At 74.8% G+C, this 20,751-nt stretch carries 12 protein-coding genes; 11 read left to right on the forward strand and 1 reads right to left on the reverse strand.

Features of this window, described 5'->3' with window-relative positions; genetic code table 11:
- Positions 1-19 precede the first annotated feature (19 nt).
- The gene (locus tag AC07BF_RS14075) at positions 20-1,132 is read right to left on the reverse strand and encodes an alkene reductase (RefSeq protein ID WP_363586014.1); all 1,113 of its coding nucleotides are present in this window, start codon (positions 1,130-1,132) and stop codon (positions 20-22) included.
- A gap of 120 nt (positions 1,133-1,252) precedes the next feature.
- On the opposite strand from AC07BF_RS14075, the gene AC07BF_RS14080 reads away from it, so the two are divergent.
- From AC07BF_RS14080 to AC07BF_RS14130, 11 genes are all read left to right on the forward strand, one after another.
- On the forward strand, positions 1,253-1,627 hold the full coding sequence (locus tag AC07BF_RS14080) for a MerR family transcriptional regulator (RefSeq protein ID WP_363586015.1): 375 nt from the start codon (positions 1,253-1,255) through the stop codon (positions 1,625-1,627).
- Between the two features lie 220 nt (positions 1,628-1,847).
- Complete coding sequence (locus AC07BF_RS14085; protein WP_363586016.1) at positions 1,848-3,143, forward strand: helix-turn-helix domain-containing protein; 1,296 nt, start codon at positions 1,848-1,850, stop codon at positions 3,141-3,143.
- A gap of 246 nt (positions 3,144-3,389) precedes the next feature.
- Positions 3,390-3,791 carry a cobalamin B12-binding domain-containing protein gene (locus tag AC07BF_RS14090; protein WP_478333404.1) on the forward strand — a complete coding sequence of 134 codons (402 nt, stop codon included), beginning with the start codon at positions 3,390-3,392 and terminating at the stop codon, positions 3,789-3,791.
- A complete protein-coding gene (locus AC07BF_RS14095; protein ID WP_363586018.1) occupies positions 3,788-5,077 on the forward strand; it encodes a methylaspartate mutase in 1,290 nt (429 codons plus the stop codon). Before AC07BF_RS14090 ends, AC07BF_RS14095 begins: the two co-directional genes overlap by 4 nt.
- A gap of 80 nt (positions 5,078-5,157) precedes the next feature.
- Positions 5,158-6,150, forward strand: coding sequence for an asparagine synthetase A (locus tag AC07BF_RS14100; protein WP_363586019.1), 993 nt, complete (start codon positions 5,158-5,160; stop codon positions 6,148-6,150).
- Entirely contained in the window at positions 6,147-7,418 is a 1,272-nt protein-coding gene (locus AC07BF_RS14105) for a glutamate synthase-related protein (RefSeq protein ID WP_363586020.1), read from the forward strand. Before AC07BF_RS14100 ends, AC07BF_RS14105 begins: the two co-directional genes overlap by 4 nt.
- 213 nt (positions 7,419-7,631) lie before the next feature.
- On the forward strand, positions 7,632-12,389 hold the full coding sequence (locus AC07BF_RS14110; protein ID WP_478333405.1) for an amino acid adenylation domain-containing protein: 4,758 nt from the start codon (positions 7,632-7,634) through the stop codon (positions 12,387-12,389).
- 32 nt (positions 12,390-12,421) lie between these two features.
- On the forward strand, positions 12,422-16,903 hold the full coding sequence (locus AC07BF_RS14115) for an amino acid adenylation domain-containing protein (RefSeq protein ID WP_363629443.1): 4,482 nt from the start codon (positions 12,422-12,424) through the stop codon (positions 16,901-16,903).
- A 9-nt stretch (positions 16,904-16,912) separates the two neighbouring features.
- The gene (locus AC07BF_RS14120; RefSeq protein WP_363629441.1) at positions 16,913-18,670 is read left to right on the forward strand and encodes a non-ribosomal peptide synthetase; all 1,758 of its coding nucleotides are present in this window, start codon (positions 16,913-16,915) and stop codon (positions 18,668-18,670) included.
- Positions 18,667-19,464 carry a thioesterase II family protein gene (locus tag AC07BF_RS14125; RefSeq protein ID WP_363586025.1) on the forward strand — a complete coding sequence of 266 codons (798 nt, stop codon included), beginning with the start codon at positions 18,667-18,669 and terminating at the stop codon, positions 19,462-19,464. Before AC07BF_RS14120 ends, AC07BF_RS14125 begins: the two co-directional genes overlap by 4 nt.
- 2 nt (positions 19,465-19,466) lie before the next feature.
- Positions 19,467-20,651, forward strand: a complete 1,185-nt coding sequence (locus AC07BF_RS14130) for a cytochrome P450 (RefSeq protein ID WP_363586026.1) — start codon at positions 19,467-19,469, stop codon at positions 20,649-20,651.
- Positions 20,652-20,751: the final 100 nt, after the last annotated feature.

The following is a 20,751-nucleotide window of genomic DNA, read 5'->3' on the forward strand; positions in this document are numbered from 1 at the left end:
GGCCTCGGGCGGGTGGCGGCTACGGCCGCTGGTCGACCGTGTGCTGGTAGGCGGAGTAGGTCAGGTAGCCCCGGTCCCCGCCCTGGTAGTAGGTGGCTTCGTCGGCCGGGGCGATCGGGGCGCCGGTGCGCAGCCGTTCGACGAGGTCGGGATTGGCGAGGTAGGCGCGGCCGAAGCTGATCAGCTCGGCGCCGATGCCGAGCCAGTGGTCCGCCGCCTCGCGGTCGACCTGCTTCGGGCCCAGCGGAAGCACCGGATTCATGATGAGCGTGCCCGGCCAGGCGCGGCGCAGGGCGAGCAGGGACGGCTCGTCCGTCGTCGCCTCCAGGTGGACGTAGGCGAGTCCGAGGCCGGCGAGTTCGCCGAGCAGGGCGGTGTAGAGCTCCAGGACGTCCTCCTCCGCCACGCCCCAGAAGGTGCCGCCGGGGGAGAGGCGGATCCCGGTCCTGGCGGCGCCGACGGCCTCGACGGTGGCGGTGGCGGCTTCGACGGCGAAGCGGATCCGGTTGCGCACCGGGCCGCCGTAGCGGTCGGTGCGCCGGTTGGCGTTGGAGGAGAGGAACTGCGAGATCAGGTAGCCGTTCGCGCCGTGCAGTTCCACCCCGTCGAAGCCCGCGTCGACGGCGCGGCGGGCGGCCTCGGCGTAGGAGCGGGCGTGTTCGGGGACCTCGTCGGTCTCCAGGGCCCGGGGGACCGGAGCGGGCTGCGGACCGGTCGGGGTGAACACGTCGCCGGTGGCGGGGACGGCCGAGGGGCCGACCGGTCGCAGCCCCGTGGTGTCCGGGTGCGAGACCCGGCCGCCGTGCATCAGTTGGGCGAAGATCCGGCCGCCGTTGGCGTGCACGGCAGCGGTCACCTGGCGCCACGAGGCCGTCTGCTCGTCGGTGTACAGGCCGGGTGTGCCCGGGTTCGACTGGCCGATCAGGCTCGGCTGGACGCCCCCGGTCACGATCAGCCCGGCGGTGGCCCGCTGGGCGTAGTAGGTGGCCATCGAGGCGGTGGCCAGACCGTCGGCGGTGGCGCGCCCCCGGGTCATCGGTGCCATCACCACCCGGTTGGGCAGCGTGAGTTCGCCGAGCCGGTAGCCGGTGAGCAGGGCGCTCGACGTGGCGGACGTGGCGGACGTCGTCATGCGGAAGTCCTTCGTTCGAAGTCACGGACCCGGTGCCCGGGCCCGTCCTCCGTTACGCTAAAACCTGACATCGATGTCAGAGGCAAGCCCTGTGACGGGGATCACGACCCGGAGGTGCCCGTGCGGATCGGAGAGCTCGCCGAACGCGCCGGAGTGAGCGTCAGATCCCTGCGCTACTACGAGGGGCAGGGCCTGCTGGCCAGCACCCGCAGCGCCAGCGGGCAGCGCCACTACACCGACGGCGCGGTGGCGCGGGTGCTGTTCATCCAGCGCCTCTACGCGGCGGGGCTGTCCAGCCGCGCCATCGCCGAACTGCTGCCGTGCGTGGACGCGCCCAGCGAGGAGCGCTCGGTGGCCGCGCTGGAGCGGATGGGGCAGGAGCGGGCGAAGCTCGACGCGCACATCGCGGACATGGCCAGGACCCGTGACGCGCTCGACGAACTGATGGACACAGCCCGCGCCGCACTCGAGGAGCAGTCCGCCGACGGGCTGTGAGGCCCGCGTGAAGGTCGTGGGTGGGGCCGGTGATCGGCCGTTGATCGGGCGTAGACGGCGAGCCTGGAGCATCTGGAACCGGAGGGGACCGGTTCGGAGGCCACAGCCTGACCACCGGGTCCCACGCGGTCGGACCACGGACCGCGCGGGTACCCAGCGCTGATGCCGCCACTGGTCCCGACCCCCATCAGGAGTCCGGACCACGAAGGGCAGACGAGGCATGGACGGCGGGCAGTGGGTGCAAGCGGTGAGGACGGCGGCGGGCTTCGGAGAGCAGTTGAGGGTGCGGCGCGAGCGGATCGGCCTGACCCAGCAGTGCCTGGCCGATCACGCCACCCTGAGCGTGCGGGCCATCCGGGACATGGAGAGCGGCCGAGTGAGACGGCCACGGAACGAGACCGTCCGGCTGCTGGCGGACGCGCTGCGGCTGGAGGGCCGCAGCCGGGCGGACTTCGAGGAGGCCGCCCGTCGGCACCCGCTCGCCGATGAGCCGACGGCCGTGGCGCCGGTCGCCCCGCCGGTGGCGCGCGGGGCCATCGTCGGGCGGGAGATGGAGGCCGAGGTGCTGTCCGACGCCTTCGCCGTGCACGGGGACCGGCTGGTCTCGCTGGTGGGGCTCGGCGGGGTCGGCAAGACCCGGCTCGCCCTGGAGGTGGCCCGCCGCCTGCACCTGGCCGCCTGCTGGTCGGTGCGCTGGGTGGACTGCGCCGGCGACTCGGCTCCCTGGCACGGCCGGATGGACGACATCGTCCGGGACATCGGCGACCGGCCCGCCCTGCTGGTGCTGGACGGCGCCGACGGCGGGGTGGACGCCGACCGGCTGGACGGGCTGTTCCACCACTGCCCCGGGCTGCGGGTGCTGATCACCGCCCGGGAGGCCTGGCCGCTGCCCGGCGGGCAGGTCGTCCCGCTCGCCCCGCTGCCCGTACCGGCCCCCGAACTCGACGCCGAACCCGAGGCGTTGGCGCAGATCGGCGCCGTCCGGCTGCTGCTCTCGCACCTGCGCCGGCTGCGCCCCGGCTACACCCTGGAGCGCTCCGAGGCCCCCGCCGTGGCCGCGCTCTGCCGCCACCTGGACGGCCTGCCGGGAGCGTTGGAGCGCGCGGCGGGGTGGACGCTGGTGCAGTCCACCGCCCAGCTGCTGGCCCGGCTGTCGGCCGGCCCGTTCACGCTGGCCGCGCCGCCGGTGGTGTACGGCACGCGCGGTGACGTCCGGGACGAGGTGGAGCCGGCGATCCAGCGGTTGACGGAACGCCAGCGGGCCCTGCTGGACGTGCTCGTGGACGAGCCCGGCGACTGGTCGGGGGAGGACGCGGTGGTCCGCAGCGGCTGGGCGCCGCAGACCTGCCTGGCGACGGTGCACGAACTGCTGTCGCGCGGACTGATCCGCAGCGTGCCCGCCCGCGACGGGGTGCGCTTCACGGTGCTCAACGTGTGCCGCCGCCTCCTCCGGGAGGAGCCCGGGCACCGGTTCGCGCCGGCCGCGGACGTCCAACTGCTCGCCGTCGCGGGCTGACCGCGCGGCGGCAGGCCGGCCGGGTGTCGATACTGCCGCTTCTTGCCCGCATCTTGCCGCACGAGCTGCCGGTCGCCGGGCCCGATCGTTCCTAGCGTTCTCCGTGGGGCTGGACCGCCGCGGAATACGCGCCGGAATTCCCGGGCCGCCGGCTGGGGCGTCGGCGGAATTCCATCGACGATCGCTACCGACGAGGGCTGGGCTGTGGAGCACGGAAATGACGGAGAGAGAAGACTGGACGTCGTCGTGACGACGACGGCCTCGGATTCGCACACCTGGAACCTGGTGTTCCTGCAACTGCTGCTGGAGGAAATGGGCCACCGGGTGACGAACCTGGGCGCGTGCGTCCCCGACGCCTTGCTGCTCGCCGAATGCCGCCGGATCGAACCGGACCTGATCGTGGTCAGCAGCGTCAACGGGCACGGTTACCAGGAAGGGCTGCGGGTGATCCCGGCCCTGCGCGCCTGCCCGGAACTGCGGCGCACCCCGACGGTCATCGGCGGCAAGCTCGGCATCGCCGGAACCGACGACCCCGACCGCGAGCGCGTACTGCTCGCGGCCGGTTTCGACCGGGTCTTCGAGGAGGGCTCCGCGGTGGCCGGGTTCCGCGAGTTCGTCGACGGGCTGCGCTCCCGGGTCCTGCTGTGACGAGCTTCGGCGCGTTCGTGGCGCAGGCCGCGGAGGCCGGCGCACTGGTGGTCCAGCCCCGGATGGGGATGGCGCAGGCGGCCCGGATGCGGGAGGGCCTGCTCGCCACCCGGGCGGCGGCCGCCGTCACCGTCGGCACCATCACCCTGGACAGCTACACCCGCACCGGCGACCTCGACGCCGCGCGGCGGGCACTGGCCGCCGGGGCCGGCCTCAACGGCTACCCGATCGCCACCCACCCGGTCGAGGTCACCCGGGCGGTCCTGGCCGGCGTGGCGGACGCGGGCTTCCCGGTGCAGGTCCGGCACGGCTCGGCCGCGCCGGAGCACATCATCGGGGCGCTGCTGGCGGCCGGCCTGGACGCCACCGAGGGCGGACCGGTCTCCTACTGCCTGCCGTACGGCCGCACCCCGCTGCACGAGGCGGTGGCCCGCTGGCAGCGTAGCTGCGAACTGCTGTCGTCCATGCGGGAGTTCGGTGCGGATCCGCACCTGGAGACGTTCGGTGGCTGCATGATGGGCCAGCTCTGCCCGCCCTCGCTGCTGATCGCCATCAGCGTCCTGGAGGCGTTGTTCTTCCGCCAGCACGGGCTGCGCAGCATCTCGCTCAGCTACGCCCAGCAGGCCAACGCCGGCCAGGACGAGGAGGCGCTGGCCGCGCTCGGCCGGATCGCGGGCGAACTGCTCGCGGACGTCGACCGGCACCTCGTGGTGTACGCGTACATGGGCGTGTACCCGCGCTCGCCCGGCGGCGCCCGGCTGCTGCTGGAGGACGCCGCGCGGCTCGCGGTGCGCGGCGGCGCCGCCCGGCTGATCGTCAAGACCACGGCCGAGGCGCACCGCATCCCGACCGTCGCCGAGAACGTCCGGGCGCTGGAGACCGCCGCCGCAGCCGCCACGGCGGAACGCGCCCGCCCCCGGCCCGCCGCCCCGCCGGACACCGGGATCGAGGCCGAGGCCAGGGTGCTGATCGGCGCGGTGCTCGACCTGGACGCCGACGTCGGGCGGGCCCTGGTGCGGGCGTTCGCGGCCGGCTACCTGGACGTGCCGTACTGCCTGCACCCCGACAACGCCGGGCGGACGCGCAGCTCGCTCGGCCCGGATGGACGGCTGCTGTGGTCCGCCGTCGGCTCGATGCCGATCGCCGGGCTCGCCGAGGGCGGCCGCGCGCCGATCCTCGGCTCGGCCGGGCTGCTGGCCGCGCTCTCCCAGGTCCAGCAGCGCTACGACGAGCGGGCCGAACGCTCGCCCGCACCCGCACTCCGGGGCCTGCCCGCCGCACGGTGAGACGCCGGGTGAGACGCCGGGTGAAAAGCCACGCTCCACGCTCCACGCTCCACGAGAGAACGAGAGAAGAGGACCCGACCATGCCCGACCCCACGCTCCTGCCGCCGACCGACCCGGGCCGGCACCTGACCGCGCCGGCCACCCGCAGCGCGCTCCGGATCCAGCAGCACCTGCTCACCGCGGCCCGCGAGTTCCTGCGCGGCCGGGGCTTCACCGAACTGCTGCCGCCGATCATCGGCCCGGTCACCGATCCCGGTGCGCGCGGCTCCAAGCAGGTGGACATCGACTTCTACGGCCACCGCTACAAGCTGATGACCAGCGCGATCCTGTACAAGCAGGCCTCGCTGCTCGCCTTCGACAAGATCTTCTGCATCGCCCCGAACGTCCGCCTGGAACCGCTGGAGACCGCCGGGACGAGCCGCCACCTCGCCGAGTTCCACCAGCTGGACGTGGAGGTCGCCGGCGCGAGCCGGGACGACGTCGTCCAGCTGGCCGAGGACCTGGTGGTGCACATGGTCGACAGCACCGTCCGCGCGCTGCCCAAGGAGTTCGCCGAACTCGGCCGGGACCCGCAGGCCTTCGCCGAACTGCTGCAGGGCTCCTTCGGCCGCATCCGGCACGCCGAGGCGGTCGCCGAACTCCAGGGCATCGGGCACCCGCAGAGCCCCGAGGCCGAACTCGACTGGGAGGGCGAGGCGTTGCTGTCGGCCCGCCGGGACCGGCCGTTCTTCGTCACCGACTACCCGAAGGGCTCGCGCGGCTTCTACGACCGCGAGCACCCCGACGACCCGGGCCTGCTGCGCAACTTCGACCTGCTGGCGCCCGAGGGCTACGGTGAACTGTGCAGCGGCAGCCAGCGCACCAACGACTACGCGGAGATCGTCACCCGGATGCGGGAGACCGGCGAGAACCCGCAGAAGTACCGCTGGTACCTGGACCTGGTGCGCGAGGGGGTGCCGGCCAGCGCGGGCTTCGGCATCGGGGTCGAGAGGCTCACCCGGTACGTCGCCGGGCTGGACGCCGTCTGGCAGGCCAGCGCCTTCCCGAAGATCGCCGGAGTGGTGTCCCCGTGAGCGACCTCAGCGCGCCGGGATTCCCGGAGGAGGAGGTCCGGCATCGGGCCCGCGCCGGGGCCGCCGCCGCCTTCCCGCCCGCCGAGGAGTACGGACACGTGCTGTTCGGCGCCGGCCGGCCGGGCGCGGCGGACCGGGCGGCGCCGCCGGACGCCCTGGACGCGCTGCGGATCGTCCCGCCGCTGTTCCTGCCGCAGCGGCTGGCCAAGCTGATCGACCTCGGCCGCGAGCCCGACTACCGGGACGTCGAACTGGCCACCACCATCGGAGGGTTCGCCTCCGCGCTGCCGGTGTACGTCTCCGCGACCGGCTCCACCCGGGCCGCCGGCGGTGACCTCGGGCTGGCGCTGAGCCGGCAGGCCGGGGCGCTCGGCATCCCGATGGTGATCGGCGAGAACGTGGTGCCGGTGAACGGCTACGGCAGGCTCGGCGAGGCGGCCGACCGCACGCTGCTCGGCCGGCTGCGCGCCTACACCGAGGAACTCCCGGACGGCCTCGGCGGCGTGGCCGTCCAGCAGAGCACCGAGGACGCCGACGCCGAGGTGTGGAACCTCGTCCACAGCGACCCGGCCGCCCTGCCCCTGCTGGAATCCGGACGGCTGGCCTTCGAGTTGAAGGTCGGCCAGGGCGCCAAACCGGGCCTGGGCGGCATGACCGTGCTGGAGGCCGAGGCCGCCGCCGCGCTGGGCGACCGCTTCGGGCTGGACCCGTTGTTCGGCGACGGGCGGGTGCTGCGCGCCGCCACCCCGGGTACCTTCACCGCGGAGATCCTGCGCCAGCAGATCCGGCTGATGCGCAACAACTACCCCCGGGTGCGGATCTGGGTGAAGCTCTACCCCGGCCGGGACGTGGCCGAGGCCGCCCGGGTGGCGCACGAGGCCGGGGCGGACGCCGTCGTGGTGGACGGCGCCGAAGGCGGAACCGGCTGGGCGCCCGGGGTGTTCCTGCCACACGTCGGACTGCCGCTCGCGGAGTGCCTGCGCCGGCTGGCGGTCGCGCCGCCGCCCTCGCTGCTGGTCTCCGGGCGCATCTGGGAAGGCGCCAGAGCGGTCAAGAGCCTGGCCCTGGGGGCCCGCGCGGTGGGCCTCGGGCGGGCGGCGCTGCTCGCCGTGGCGGAGGACCGGGAATCCGGGCTCCGCCGTTTCGTGGACTGTCTGGCGCTGGAACTCCGACTGCTGATCAGTGCGCTCGGAAAGTACGCGCCGCAGGCCCTGGACCGGGAGGACGTCTGGTCCCCCGAGGAATACGGAACCACCGCCGGCCGGTAGCCCCGGCCTGCCCGGGTCGATTCCTGCGGCAGGTCCGGAAAGCGGCACCGGAAACTGCCGATTTCCTTCCTCATTTCCTGCCGATAGGGCCGTCGAATTCCCCCTATCGTCGAACTCGTCGCCGATTCATCTCACTTCTGGGGCTGGATGATGTCCTCTCGCGGTTTCCCTACTGAGAATGCTGCGCCCGAAATCACGGCGCCTGAAATCACGGTGTCCGCTTTCGAGCCGCCCGCTTTCGAGCCGTTCGCCTCCGCCGTCCGCCGCTTTCCGGAGCGGCCGGCCGTCCGCACCGGCGGCCGGACCGTCAGCTACCGGGAGCTGGACGGCCTGACCGCCGCGCTCGCCGCCCGGCTCGCCCCCGGGGGGACGGTCGCCGTCACCGGCCGCGACCGGCTGGACCACGTGGTCGCGCTGCTGGCGGTCCTGCGGGCCGGGGCCACCTACCTGCCGCTGGACCGGGAGGCCCCGGAGGAGCGCAACCGCTGGATCACCGAGGACGCCGGGGCCTCCCTGGCCCTCGGCGGCGAGGAGCTCACCGAGCTCACCGGGCTCAGCGACGGCGCGGGCGCCGTTGCCGGTGCTGGCGATGGCGGTGCCGGCTACGTCATCTACACCTCCGGCACCACCGGCCGTCCGAAGGGCGTGCACGTCCCGCTCGCCGCGCTGACCGGCCACCTGGCCGCCGCCGTCCGGACCTTCGGCCTGACCGAGCGGGACGTGGTGCTGCAGTTCGCCCGTCCGACGGTGGACGTGGCCGTGGAGCAGGTCCTCGGCGCGCTGTCCGCCGGGGCCTGCCTGGTCCTCCCGGAGCACCGACTCCTCTCCCCGGCCGAACTGCTGGACCTGCTGGACGCCGAGGGCGTCACCGTCGCCAACCTGGCCGCCGGCTACTTCCAGGACGTGGTGGCGGCCCTGGGCGGCAGGGTGCCGCGCACCCTTCGGCTGATGATCTCGGGCAGCGACAAGCTGGAGCCCGCCACCGCCGCCGCCTGGTGGGCCGCGACCGGGGTGCCGCTGCTGAACGCGTACGGACCGACCGAGACGGTGGTCACCGCCACCACCCACCGGCTCGCGGGCGAGCAGCCCGAGGCGGGCGTGCCGATCGGGACCGCGCTCGGCGGGCGGCGGCTCTACGTGCTCGACGAGCGGCTGCGCCCGGTGCCGCCCGGCACGGCCGGCGAACTGTACGTCGGCGGGCCGCTGCTGGCCTCCGGCTACCTCGGCCGCCCGGGCCTGACCGCCGACCGCTTCGTCGCGGACCCGTTCGTGGCCCCGTTCGTGGCCCCGTTCGTGGCCCCGCCCGCGGAGCCGCTCGCAGACCCCGCCGCAGCGCCGAGCGGCGCTCCCGGCGCGCGGATGTACCGCACCGGCGACGTGGTGCGCCGCACGACCGAGGACGGCCCGCTGGAGTTCGTCGGCCGCAGCGACCACCAGGTGAAGGTCCGCGGCTTCCGGGTCGAGCCGGGCGAGATCGAGCAGGTGCTGGCCGGGTACCCGGGCGTCACCGGCTGCGTGGTGGTGGCGCGCGAGGGCCGGCTGGCCGGGTACCTGACCGGTGCCGCGCCGCGGTACGCCGAGGCGCGGGACTGGCTGGCCGAGCGGCTGCCCGAGCACATGATCCCGGCGACGCTCACGGCGCTGGACGCCTTCCCGCTGACCGGCGGCGGAAAGGTGGACCGCCAGGCCCTGCCCGAGCCGCAGGCCGCGCCCGAGGGCCAGCCCGCCGGCCGCCCGCCGCGCACGCCCGCCGAGCAGCTGATCGCGGCGGTCTGGGCGGACGTGCTCGGGGTGCCCGAAGTCGGGGCGGACGACAACTTCTTCCACCTGGGCGGCGATTCGCTGACGGCCGTGCGGGTGGTGGGCCGGGTCTTCGACGTCTTCGGCATGGTGTCCCCGTACACCATCTTCGACGCGCCGACGCTGGCGGAGTTCGCCGCCGCGGTGACCGCCGCCTCCGGCGGTGAGCGCCCGGCGCTGGTCCGCTCGGGCGCCGCCGAGGCCCCGCTGTCCAAGTTCCAGCGCGGCCTCTGGTTCCTCGACCAGTGGAACCCGGACGCGCCGACCTACGTGGTGCCCTGGGTGTTCCGGTTCGCCGGGCCGGTCGACCCCGAGCTGCTGCGGCAGGCGCTGGCCGGGGTGGTGGCGCGGCACGAGAGCCTGCGGACGACCTTCGAGCTCGCCGAGGACGGTCCGCGCCAGGTCGTCCACCCGGCCGTGGAGCTGCCGTTCACGCTCACCGAGACCACCGCCGACCAGGTGGACGACCTGGTGGCCGAGGCCGCGCTGGAGCCCTTCGACCTGGCGGTCGGGCCGCTGGTGCGGGCGCGGGTCTTCCGGGCCGCCGGGGCGACCACGCTGCTGCTGCTCCTCCACCACATCGTCTGGGACGAGGGCTCGCTGCCGGTGCTGGAGGCCGAGCTCCAGGAGCTGTACGCCGCGGCGGCCGAGGGGCGCCCGGCCGAGCTGCCGGAACTCGCCGTCCAGTACGGCGACTACGCGGCCTGGCAGTACCAGGACGACACCGCCGAGCAGCAACTCGATTACTGGCGAGAGCAGTTGGCCGACGTTCCGGACGTCGACGCGCTGGCGCCGGACCACCCCCGCCCCGAGGAGCAGGCCTTCCGCGGCGCGTTCCACCGCTTCGCGATGCCGGATCCGGTGGCCGGGGCCGTCCGGGCGCTCGCCCGCAGCGAGGACGCCACCCCGTTCATGGTGCTGCTCGCCGGGCTGGCGCTCACCCTGCACCGCCGCTCCGGGCAGCGCGACCTGGTGCTCGGCTCGCCGGTGAACGTCCGTGGCCGGGCCGAACTCGACGGCCTGATCGGTTACTTCGTCAACCTGCTGCCGCTGCGCCTGAAGGTCGAGGAGGGCGTCTCCTTCCGCGAACTGGTCCGGCACGTGCGCGAGGTGTCGATCGGTGGCTACCGGCACCAGGAGGTGCCCTTCGACGACATCGCGAACGCGGTGCTGGAGGAACGCCCCGAGGACCGCAACCCGCTGTGCCAGGTGCTGCTGGAGCTGCACCCGCTGGACACCCGCCCGCTGACCGTCGGCGGGTGCGAGGTCACCCGCGATCTGCACTCCAACCCCGTCTCCCGCTTCGACCTGTCCGTCTCGGTGGACGACCGCGGCACCGGCTTCACCGGCCGCTTCGAGTACGACAGCGACCTCTTCGAGGCCTCCACCATGGCCGGCCTGTGCGAGCAGTGGCTGGGCACCCTGGCCGCCGCCCTGGAGGTGCCGGGGCACGCCCTGTTCGAGGCGCAGGCCGCCCGGGCCCCGCAGGCCACCGCCCTGATCTCCGGTGAACGGACCGTCCCGTACGGCGAGTTGAACGCCGCCGCGAACCGGCTGGCCCGCCACCTGGTGGGCCTCGGCATCGGCCGCGGCGACACCGTCGCCGTACTCGCCGAGCGCGGGCCGGAGATGGTCACCGCGCTGCTGGCCGCACTCAAGACCGGCGCCGCCTACACCCTGCTGGACCCGGACTTCCCGGCCGAGCGGCTGGCCGGCGCGGTCGCCGACACCGGCGCCGCCACGGTGATCACCCACCGCCACGCCACCGTGCCGTTCGCCGTCCGGCGCCAGGTGGACCTGGACGCCGCGGCCGCCGAGCTGGCCCGGTACGCGGCGCACGACCTCGGCCTGCCGGTCGACGGCGCCGATCTCGCCTGCGTGATGTTCACCTCCGGCTCCACCGGCCGCCCCAAGGGCGCGGCCGTCCCGCACCGCGCGCTCACCACCACCTACCTCGGCCAGGACTACGCCCGCTTCGGCCCGGACGAGGTCTGGCTGCAGTGCTCGCCGGTCTCCTGGGACGCCTTCGCGCTGGAGCTCTACGGCGCGCTCTGCTTCGGCGGCGCCTGCGTCCTGCAGCCCGGCCAGCGCCCGGACCCGCAGACCATCGCCGAGCTGACCCGCCGCCACGGCGTCACCGAACTCCAGCTCTCCGCCAGCCTGTTCAACTTCCTGCTGGAGGAGCTCCCGGAGACCTACGACGGCCTCAAACTGGCCATCACGGCCGGCGAGCGGGCCTCCGTCACCCACGTGGCCAAGGCCCTGGAGAACCACCCGGGCCTGGTGGTCGCCAACGGCTACGGCCCGGTCGAGAGCCTCGGCCTGACCACCTGCCACCAGGTCGGCCCGGAGGACGTCACCGGCAGCTCCGTCCCGATCGGCGTCGCGCTGAACGGCAAGGGCGTCCTGGTCCTGGACGAGCTGCTGCGCCCCGTCGAGCCCGGCGTGATCGGCGAGTTGTACGCCTCCGGCGGCGGTCTCGCCTACGGCTACCTCGGTCGGCCCGGCCTCACCGCCGAACGCTTCGTCGCCTCCCCGTTCGGTGTCCCCGGCGAGCGCCTCTACCGCACCGGAGACCTCGGCTACGTCAACGCCGGGGGCCTGCTGGAGGTCACCGGCCGGATCGACGACCAGGTCAAGATCCGCGGGTTCCGGGTCGAGCCCGGCGAGATCGAGGACGCGCTCACCCGGCACCCCGCCGTCCAGGAGGCCGCCGTCACCGTCCACGAACCCGCCCCGGGCGACCACCGCCTGGCCGCCTACGTCACCGTCGGGGCCGACGCACCGGACCCGGAGGTGCTCCTCGACCACCTGGCCGGCCTGCTGCCCGAGCACATGGTGCCCGCCACCCTGGACGTCCTGGACGCCCTGCCGCTCAACCACAACGGCAAGGTCGACCGGAAGGCACTGCCCGCCCCCGCCGGGCGCCGGGCCGCCGCCCGCGACCCGCTGACCGAAGCCGAACGGCTGGTCGCCGAGGCCATGTGCGAGGTCCTCGACCTCACCGAGGTCGGCCGGGAGGACAACTTCTTCCGGATCGGCGGCAACTCGCTGGCCGCCGTCCGGGTCGCGATGCGGCTGTCCCGGGAGACCGGCACCCGCGTCCCCCCGCAACTGGTGTTCCGGGCCAGGACCGTGAGTGCCATCGCCGAACGGCTGGCCGCCCGATGACGGGCCGCACCGCACACGAAGGGAACGAGGCCGTGAGCCCGTCCGACCACCCGGCGCGCACCGCGCCCGCCTCGGGGCTGCAACGCGGCCTCTGGTTCCTCGACCGCCTCGATCCGCGGCAGGTCACCTACTGCACGCCCTGGACGGTCGACGTCACCGGCCCGCTCGACCTCCCGCTGCTCCAGCGCGCGCTGGACGCCCTGGTGGCCCGGCACGAGGTGCTGCGCACCACCTTCGCGCTGCACCCCGACGGCCCGCGCCAGCAGGTCCACCACACCCTCGCCGTGCCGCTCGCGGTGACCGACCTGCGCCCGCAGGGCGGCCCCGAGCAGGCCGGACGCCTGGAGGAACTGCTCACCGCCCGCTGCGCCGAACCCTTCGACCTGGCCGCCGGACCGCTGCTGCGCGCCGAGGCCTTCCAGCTGGCGGACGAGCGCACCACGCTGCTGTTCACCGTCCACCACATCGTCTGGGACGGCTGGTCCGCCGAGGTCTTCGAGCGCGAACTCGCCGACCTGTACGGCGCCGCGGTGCAGGGCCGGGCCGCCGACCTGCCGGAACTGACCGTGCAGTACGCCGACTACGCGGTGGAGGAGCTCGACACCTCCTTCGAGGAGCACCTGACCTACTGGAAGGAGCAGCTGCACGGCGCACCCGCCCTGCTGGAGCTGCCCACCGACCGGCCCCGTCCCGCCGAGCGCGGCGCGGCGGGACGGACCGAGGAGTTCGGGCTCGCCCCCGGCACGGCGGCGAAGGTGCGCGCCCTGGCCGAGGCGGAGGGCGTCACCCCCTTCACCGTCCAACTGGCCGCCTTCGCCCTGCTGCTGAACCGCTGGACCGGCGCCGACGACCTGGTGATCGGCACCCCCGTCACCACCCGCAACCGGCCCGAACTGGAGCACCTGCTCGGCTACTTCGTCAACCTGCTGCCGCTGCGCCTGCGGCTCGCACCCGGGCTGAGCTTCCGCGCCCTGCTGGAGCACGTCCAGGACGTCGCCTTCGAGGCCTACGGCTACCTCGACGTGCCCTTCGACCAGCTGGTCGACCAGCTCGGCACCGCCCGCACCGCGCAGCACCCGCCGCTGGTCCAGGTGGTGTTCGGCGCCCACGGCGAGGACCGCACCCCGCTCGTGCTCGGCCGGGCCACCGCCGGGAGCCGGGTGCGCTCCAACGGCACCAGCAAGTTCGACCTCACCTGGTCCGTCTTCGACAGCAGCGGGACCGGCAGCGGGACGGGCGGCGACCCCGGCGACCCCGGCGGCGAACTGCGCGGCGAGGCCGAGTACCGCAGCGAGCTGTTCGACGCCGGGACGGTGCGCCGGCTGGCCGCCGACTTCGGCGCCCTGCTCACCGCGGCCCTGGACGAGCCCGACGCCACCGTGCTGCGGCTGACCGGCCGCACCGCCGGGGCCGAGGCCGTCCGGGCCACCGACACCCCCGGCCACTGCCTGCACCGGCTGTTCGAGCAGGCCGCCGACGCCCACCCCGACCGGCCCGCCGTCAGCGACTCCGGCCACACCCTGAGCTACGCCGAACTCGACCGCCGGGCCAACCGCCTGGCCCATGCCCTGCGCGCCCGTGGGGCCGGCCCCGGCGACCGCGTCGGAATGCTGCTGGACCGCACGGCCGACGTCCTGGTCACCGTCCTCGGCGTGCTCAAGACCGGCGCCGCGTACGTGCCCGTCGACCTCGCCGCCCCCGCCGACCGCGCCGCGCTCGTCTTCGCCGACGCCGACGTCACCCTCGTCGTCACCGACCGCCCGGACCGGGCCCCCGAAGGCCCCTGGCAGGCCTACGACCTGACCGCCGAGGCCGCCGACCTGGCCGCCCGGCCGGACCACCGCCCGCCGGCCGCCGGGCGCCCCGGCGACGTCGCCTACATCATCTTCACCTCCGGCTCCACCGGCCGCCCCAAGGGCGTCGCCGTCGCCCACGAGCACGTCAGCCGGCTCATGGCGGACGGCGCGGAGCACTTCGGCTTCGGCCCGGAGGAGACCTGGACGCTCTTCCACAGCTACGCCTTCGACTGGACGGTCTGGGAGATGTGGGGCGCCCTGCTGCACGGTGCCCGCCTGGTCGTCGTCCCCTACGTCACCAGCCGCTCGCCGGAGGAGTTCGCCGAACTGCTGGAGCAGGAGCGGGTCTCCTTCCTCTGCCTCACCCCCTCGGCGCTGCGCCAGCTGGAGCCCGTGCTGCGGCGCGGCCCGCGCGACCTGTCCGCGCTGAAGTGGATCATGCTCGGCGGGGAGGCGCTGGACCCGGGCGTCGTCCAGCGCTGGTTCGAACTCGACCCGCCGCCCCCGGCCCGGCTCTGCAACCTGTACGGCATCACCGAGACCACCGTCCACGTCACCACCCACGACCTGGCCGGCAGCGCCGGCTTCGAGCGCAGCCTGATCGGCGCGCCCATGCCGCACCTCACCGCCCAGGTCCTGGACGACTGGCTGCGTCCGGTGCCACCCGGCGCGGCCGGCGAGCTGTACATCGGCGGCGGCAGCCTCGCCCACGGCTACTGGGGCCGCCCCGGCCTCACCGCGGGCCGCTTCGTCGCCGACCCCTACGGCCCGCCCGGGGCGCGGCTCTACCGCACCGGCGACGTCGCCCGGCGTCTGCCCGGCGGCGGTCTGGAGTACATCGGACGCGCCGACTTCCAGGTCAAGCTGCGCGGCTTCCGGATCGAGCTCGGCGAGATCGAGAACGCGCTCGCCGCCCACCCGGACGTCGACGCCTGCGTCGTCACCGTGCACGACGACCGGCTCGCCGCGTACGTCACCGGGCGCGAGCCCGCCGACGTCCGCGCCTTCCTCGGCCGCTCGCTGCCCCCGTACATGGTCCCGGCCAGCTTCACCGTCCTGGAGTCGCTGCCGCTCACCGTCAACGGCAAGGTGGACCGCGCCGCGCTGCCCGCCCCCGGCCAGCGCAGCACGGCCACCGGAGGCCGCCACGTCGAGCCGCGCACCCCGGAGGAGGAGGCCTTCGCCGCCGTCTGGACGGAGGTCCTCGGGGTGGACGGCATCGGCGTCCACGACGACTTCTTCCACCTCGGCGGCGACTCCATCCGGGCCGTCCAGCTCGCCGGCGCGCTGCACGAGCGCGGCTGGGGGGTGAGCCTGCGGGACGTCTTCAACGCCCCCACGGTCGCCGCCCTGTTGCCGCTGGCCGAGCCCGTCGCCGAAGGCCCGGCCGATCACGAGCCCTTCTCCCTGATCACCCCGGAGGACCGCGACGACCTGCCGCCCGGCCTGGCCGACGCCTACCCGATGGTCTCCATGCAGCTCTCCATGGTCTTCCACATGGAGATCGCCGGCGGCACCGACAGCTACCACAACGTCAACTCCTACCGGATCTCGGGCGACCTCGACGAACAGGCCTTCCGCCGCTCGGTCGCCGAGGCCATGGAGCGCCACGCGGTGCTGCGCACCGGCCTCGACCTGTCCGGCTACGGCGAACCGCTCCAGCTCGTGTACGGGCGGCTGCCCGCGCCCGTCGAGTTCACCGACCTGCGCGGCGAGCCCGACCAGGACACGGCGGTCCGCGAGGTGTTCGACACCCACCGGTGGACGCCCTTCGACCTCACCGCCCCGCCGCTGTTCCGGATCACCGTGCAGCGCCTGGCCGAGGACGCCTTCCAGCTCACCATCTCCGAGCACCACGCCATCCTCGACGGCTGGAGCTTCACCTCGCTGTTCACCGAGATCCTGGAGCGCCACACGGCCCTGGCCGCCGACCCGCTCGGCGCCCCCACCCCGCCGCCGCGCACCGCCTTCCGCGACTTCGTGGCCGTCGAACGGCAGGCCGCCGGGGACGAGCGCTCGCTCGCGTACTGGCGCGACCGGCTGTCCGGCGTCAGCGGCCAGTCCTTCCCCGGCAGCGAGGACGTGCACGAGGCGCCGCGCACCGTCGAGCGGGTGCTGCCCGAGGCGCCCGAGCAACTGCGGCAGGTCGCCGACGCCCTGGCCGTGCCCCTCAAGTCGGTCGCGCTCGCGGCCCACCTGCACGCCCTCGCCGCCGTCACCGGGCGACGGCGCGTCACCACCGGCCTCGCCGTGAACGGCCGGCTGGAACGGCTCGGCGGCACCGAGGTGTACGGGCTGTTCCTCAACACCGTCCCGCTGAGCTGCGAGCCCACCGACGACCTGCTCGCCCTGGTGCGCGAGGTGCACCGGGAGGAACTGGACATGATGCCGCACCGCCGGGTGCCCTTCGCCCGGCTCGCCCGGCTGATGACCGACACCGCGCTGGACAGCCAGTTCGGCTACCTGCGCTTCCACGCCCTGGGCCGGCTCAGCTCCGCCCGCATCGTGGACGGCCGGATCGGCTGCGAGCCGACCCTGCGCCACGAGCCCAACAGCTTCGCGTTCGGCGCCTCGCTGATCCAGGACCCGGTCTCGCAGCGCGTGCTGCTCGCCGTGGACCACCAGCGCTCCCTGGTCACCGACACCACCGCCGAGCAGTTCATCGACACCTACACGGCAGCCCTGCACGCCATGGCCGCCTCCGTCCGAGAGTCCTGAGGAACCGTCATGACCGACCTCCTGCACCGCCTGCGCGATGCCGTCGCCGCCCACCCCGAGCGCACCGCCGTCCTCGCCGGAGCGGCCCGCCTGGACTTCGCCGAACTCGACCTGCGCACCGCCGCGCTGGCCCGCGCCCTGCGCGCCCACGGCGTCGGCCGCGGCGACCGGGTCGGCGTCCACCTCGCCCGCACCGCCGACCTGCCGGTCGCCCTGCTCGCCGTCTGGCGGGCCGGCGCCGCCTACGTCCCGCTCGACCCGGCCTACCCCGCCGAGCGGCTGGCCTTCATGGCCGCCGACGCGCGGCTCGCGGCCCTGATCAGCGCGGACGGCCTCCCGGCGGCCCAGGGCGTGCCGGTCCTGCGCCCGGACGCCGCCGCCGGCGGGCCTGATCTGCCGGAGGCGGCCGACCCGCTCGACCCCGCCTACGTCATCTACACCTCCGGCTCCACCGGGCTCCCCAAGGGCGTCGAGGTGCCGCGCGGCGCCGTCGCCGCCCTGGTGGAGGCACTGGAGGCCGCCGGCGCCTACCGTGCCGAGCCCGGGGTGGTCGGCTGGAACGCCAGCGTCTCCTTCGACGCCTCCGTCCAGCAGTGGGCCCGGATCTGCCGCGGCGACACCGTCCTGGTCATCGGCGACGAGCACCGCGCCGACCCCGCCCGGGTGGCGGCCCTGCTGGCCGAGCACGCCGTCACCGACCTCGACCTGACCCCCTCGCACTGGGAGCTGCTGCGCGAGCCGCTCACCGGCGCCCGGGTGCCGCGGCTGTTCATGGGCGGCGAGCCCGTCCCCGAGCACACCTGGCGGGAGCTCGCCGACGGCGGCATCGACGCGCTCAACCTGTACGGGCCCACCGAGTGCACCGTCGACGCCGTCACCACGCCGATCAGCGGCCCCGGTCCGCACCTGGGCGATCCGCTGCCCGGCGTGCGCCTCCACCTGCTGGACGAGAAGCTCGCCCCGGTCGCCGACGGCGTCGTCGGCGAGCTGTACCTCGCCGGGCCCGGGCTCGCCCACGGCTACCCGGGCCGCCCCGGGCTGACCGCCGGACGCTTCGTCGCCGACCCGACCGCCCCCGGCGAGAGGATGTACCGCACCGGCGACCAGGCCCGGCGCGGCGAGGGCGGCCGGCTGGAGTACGTCGGCCGGGTCGACCGCCAGGTCAAGCTGCGCGGCTACCGGATCGAGCTCGGCGAGGTCGAGCACGCGCTGGCCCGGCTGGACGGCGTCCAGGCCGCCGCCGTCACCGTCCACGAGCCCGCCCCCGGCGACCGCCGGCTCGTCGGCTACGTCACCGGCGCCACCGCCGCCGCCGAACTGACCGAGCGCCTGCGGGCCACCCTGCCCGCGCACCTGGTGCCCTCGGCGATCACCGTGCTGGACGCCATGCCGCTCACCCCGAACGGCAAGGTCGACCACGCGGCCCTGCCCGCCCCCGCGGCGCAGCCCGCCCCCGCGGCCGAGGAGGCGCCCGCCGAGGGCCCCGGCGGGCTGGCGGAGCAGGTCGCCGAGGTCTGGCGCACCGTGCTCGGCCTGACCGGCGTCACGCCCACCGACGACTTCTTCTCGCTCGGCGGCCACTCGCTCGCCGCGCTGCGCGTCGTCCACCTGCTGCGCCGCCGGCTGGGCATCGAGCTCCAGCTGCGCCACCTGCTGGACTCGGCCGACCTGGCCGCCTTCACCGCCACCGTCGGGAAGGCCGTCGAGGCCGGCACCGCCGCCCCCCGGCCCGCCCTGACCGCCCGCGCCCGGGTCAGCGGCGCATGACCACCGCCACGCGGGTGCGCCCCCGCGTCGAGGGGGACTGGCTGCTCGTCCCCGCGCCCCAACCGCACCGCCCGTTCCGGCTGTTCTGCTTCCCGCACGCCGGGGGCGACGCCACCGCCTACACCCCGCTCGCCCGCGCCCTCGCCCCGACCGCCGAGGTCTGGGCGGTGCGCCCGCCCGCCCGCGGCGGTCGCCTCGGCCACCCGATGCCCGCGAGCTTCGACCTGCTGGTCGACGCCGTCGTGGACGCCCTCACCCCGCACCTGACGGGCCGGTTCGGCTTCTACGGGCAGAGCTTCGGCGCCCTGCTCGGCTACGAGGTCGCCCGGGCGCTGCCCGCCGAGCGGCGGCCCGAACTGGTGGTCGCCGCCTCCGCCTCGCCGCCTGCCACCTGGGCCGGCCGGGACCGCCCGCAGCACACCGCAGACGACCTGCTTCGCCTGGCCGGCATGGGTGAACTCATCGAGGGCGACTCGGAGTTGAAGGAGCACGCGCTTCAGGGTATCCGTACCGACCTGGCCGTGGTCGCCACCTACCGCCCCCGCCCGCACCCGCCGATCGGCTCCGACCTGCACACCGTCGCCGGCGCCGACGACCCGATGCTCGGCTCCGCCGGACTCCAGGGCTGGGCCGTCCACACCCGTGGTGCCAGCGGCCACCACATCGTCCCCGGCGGCCACCTGCTCGCCACCGTCGACGGGCCCGGCCCGGTCGACCTGCTGACCTCCCTCATCGAGCGACCGGGCCCGGGCCACCGGGCCGGCGCCGCCGCCGACCAGTCCACGACGGAGTAGCCATGCTGACCACCACCGCGGTCGACCTCACCGACCCGGGCCTGTGGGCCCGCCCCGACACCCCCGCCCTGGTCGCGGAACTGCGCCGGGAGGCCTCCGTCCACCGCACCGACACCGTCGACGACGGGCCGATCTGGTCGGTGCTCTCCTACCGGCACTCCGCGGAGGTGCTGCGCAACGCCACGCTCTACAGCTCCGAGCAGGGCTCGCTGCTCGGCGCCGGCGAGGGCAACGTCCCGGTCGGCTCCGGCCGGATGATGGCCCTCACCGACCCGCCCCGGCACCGCGAACTCCGCGCGCCCGCCAACCCGTTCTTCGCCCCCGGCCCGGTGCGCGGAGCGTCCCGCGGCATCACCGAACTCGCCGCCTCGATCGTCGACCGGGCCGTCGAGCTGGGCGAGGTCGACCTCGTCGACGCCGTCTCCGCCCTGCCGCTGTCCGTCATGTGCGACCTCCTGGACGTCCCCGAGAAGGACCGCGAGATGGTCGAGCGGGTCTGTGACGTCGCCTTCCTCGGCCGCACCCCCGAGGAGCGCCGGGCCGGCCACCAGCAGCTCATCCCCTACCTGTTGCACCAGGTGATGCTGCGCCGCACCGACCCGCGCGACGACCTGATCAGCAAGATGGCCACCTACCGGGTCGGCGGCAAGCTGCTGCCGATCGAGGACGTCGTCCTCAACCTGGACAACATCGTGGTCGGCGGCGTCCAGACCGTCCGTCACACCGCGGCCATGGGCCTGCACACCCTCGTCCAGCACCCGGAACTGTGGCGGCAGTTGCAGCGGGGTGAGGTCGGCATGGACTCGGCGCTGGACGAACTCCTGCGCTGGACGTCCGTCGGGCTGCACACCCTGCGCACCGCGAGCCGGGACACCGAGCTCGACGGCCGCACCATCCGGCGCGGCGACCGGGTCGCGGTCTGGGTGTGGTCCGCCAACCGGGACCCGGAGGCCTTCGACCGGCCCGAGGAGATCCTGCTCGACCGCGCCCCCAACAAGCACCTCGCCCTCGGCCTCGGCGCCCACTACTGCATCGGCGCGCCGCTGGCCAAGGCCGAACTCGGCGCCCTGTTCGCGGCGATGCTGGAGCGCGTCGCCGTGATCGAACCGACCGGGCCGGTCGTCCACAACCGCTCGATCATCAACTTCGGCCTGGACCACTTCCCGGTGCGCCTCACCCCGCGCTGAACCGGGCCGCCGCGGACCGCCGACGGGCGCCCGAGCCGAACTGCCGCGTTCCTGCCGCGACTCCTGCCGTTGCGCCCCCCGGCCCGCCCCTACCTTCGAA

This window comes from Kitasatospora sp. NPDC043950 (genome assembly GCF_056435345.1).

Excerpts from the sequence above, each read along its gene's own strand:
- AC07BF_RS14075 (WP_363586014.1), bottom strand. The coding sequence starts at position 1,132 with ATGACGACGTCCGCCACGTCCGCCACGTCGAGCGCCCTGCTCACCGGC.
- AC07BF_RS14085 (WP_363586016.1), top strand. The coding sequence starts at position 1,848 with ATGGACGGCGGGCAGTGGGTGCAAGCGGTGAGGACGGCGGCGGGCTTC.
- AC07BF_RS14100 (WP_363586019.1), top strand. The coding sequence starts at position 5,158 with ATGCCCGACCCCACGCTCCTGCCGCCGACCGACCCGGGCCGGCACCTG.
- AC07BF_RS14120 (WP_363629441.1), top strand. The coding sequence starts at position 16,913 with ATGACCGACCTCCTGCACCGCCTGCGCGATGCCGTCGCCGCCCACCCC.
- AC07BF_RS14125 (WP_363586025.1), top strand. The coding sequence starts at position 18,667 with ATGACCACCGCCACGCGGGTGCGCCCCCGCGTCGAGGGGGACTGGCTG.
- AC07BF_RS14130 (WP_363586026.1), top strand. The coding sequence starts at position 19,467 with ATGCTGACCACCACCGCGGTCGACCTCACCGACCCGGGCCTGTGGGCC.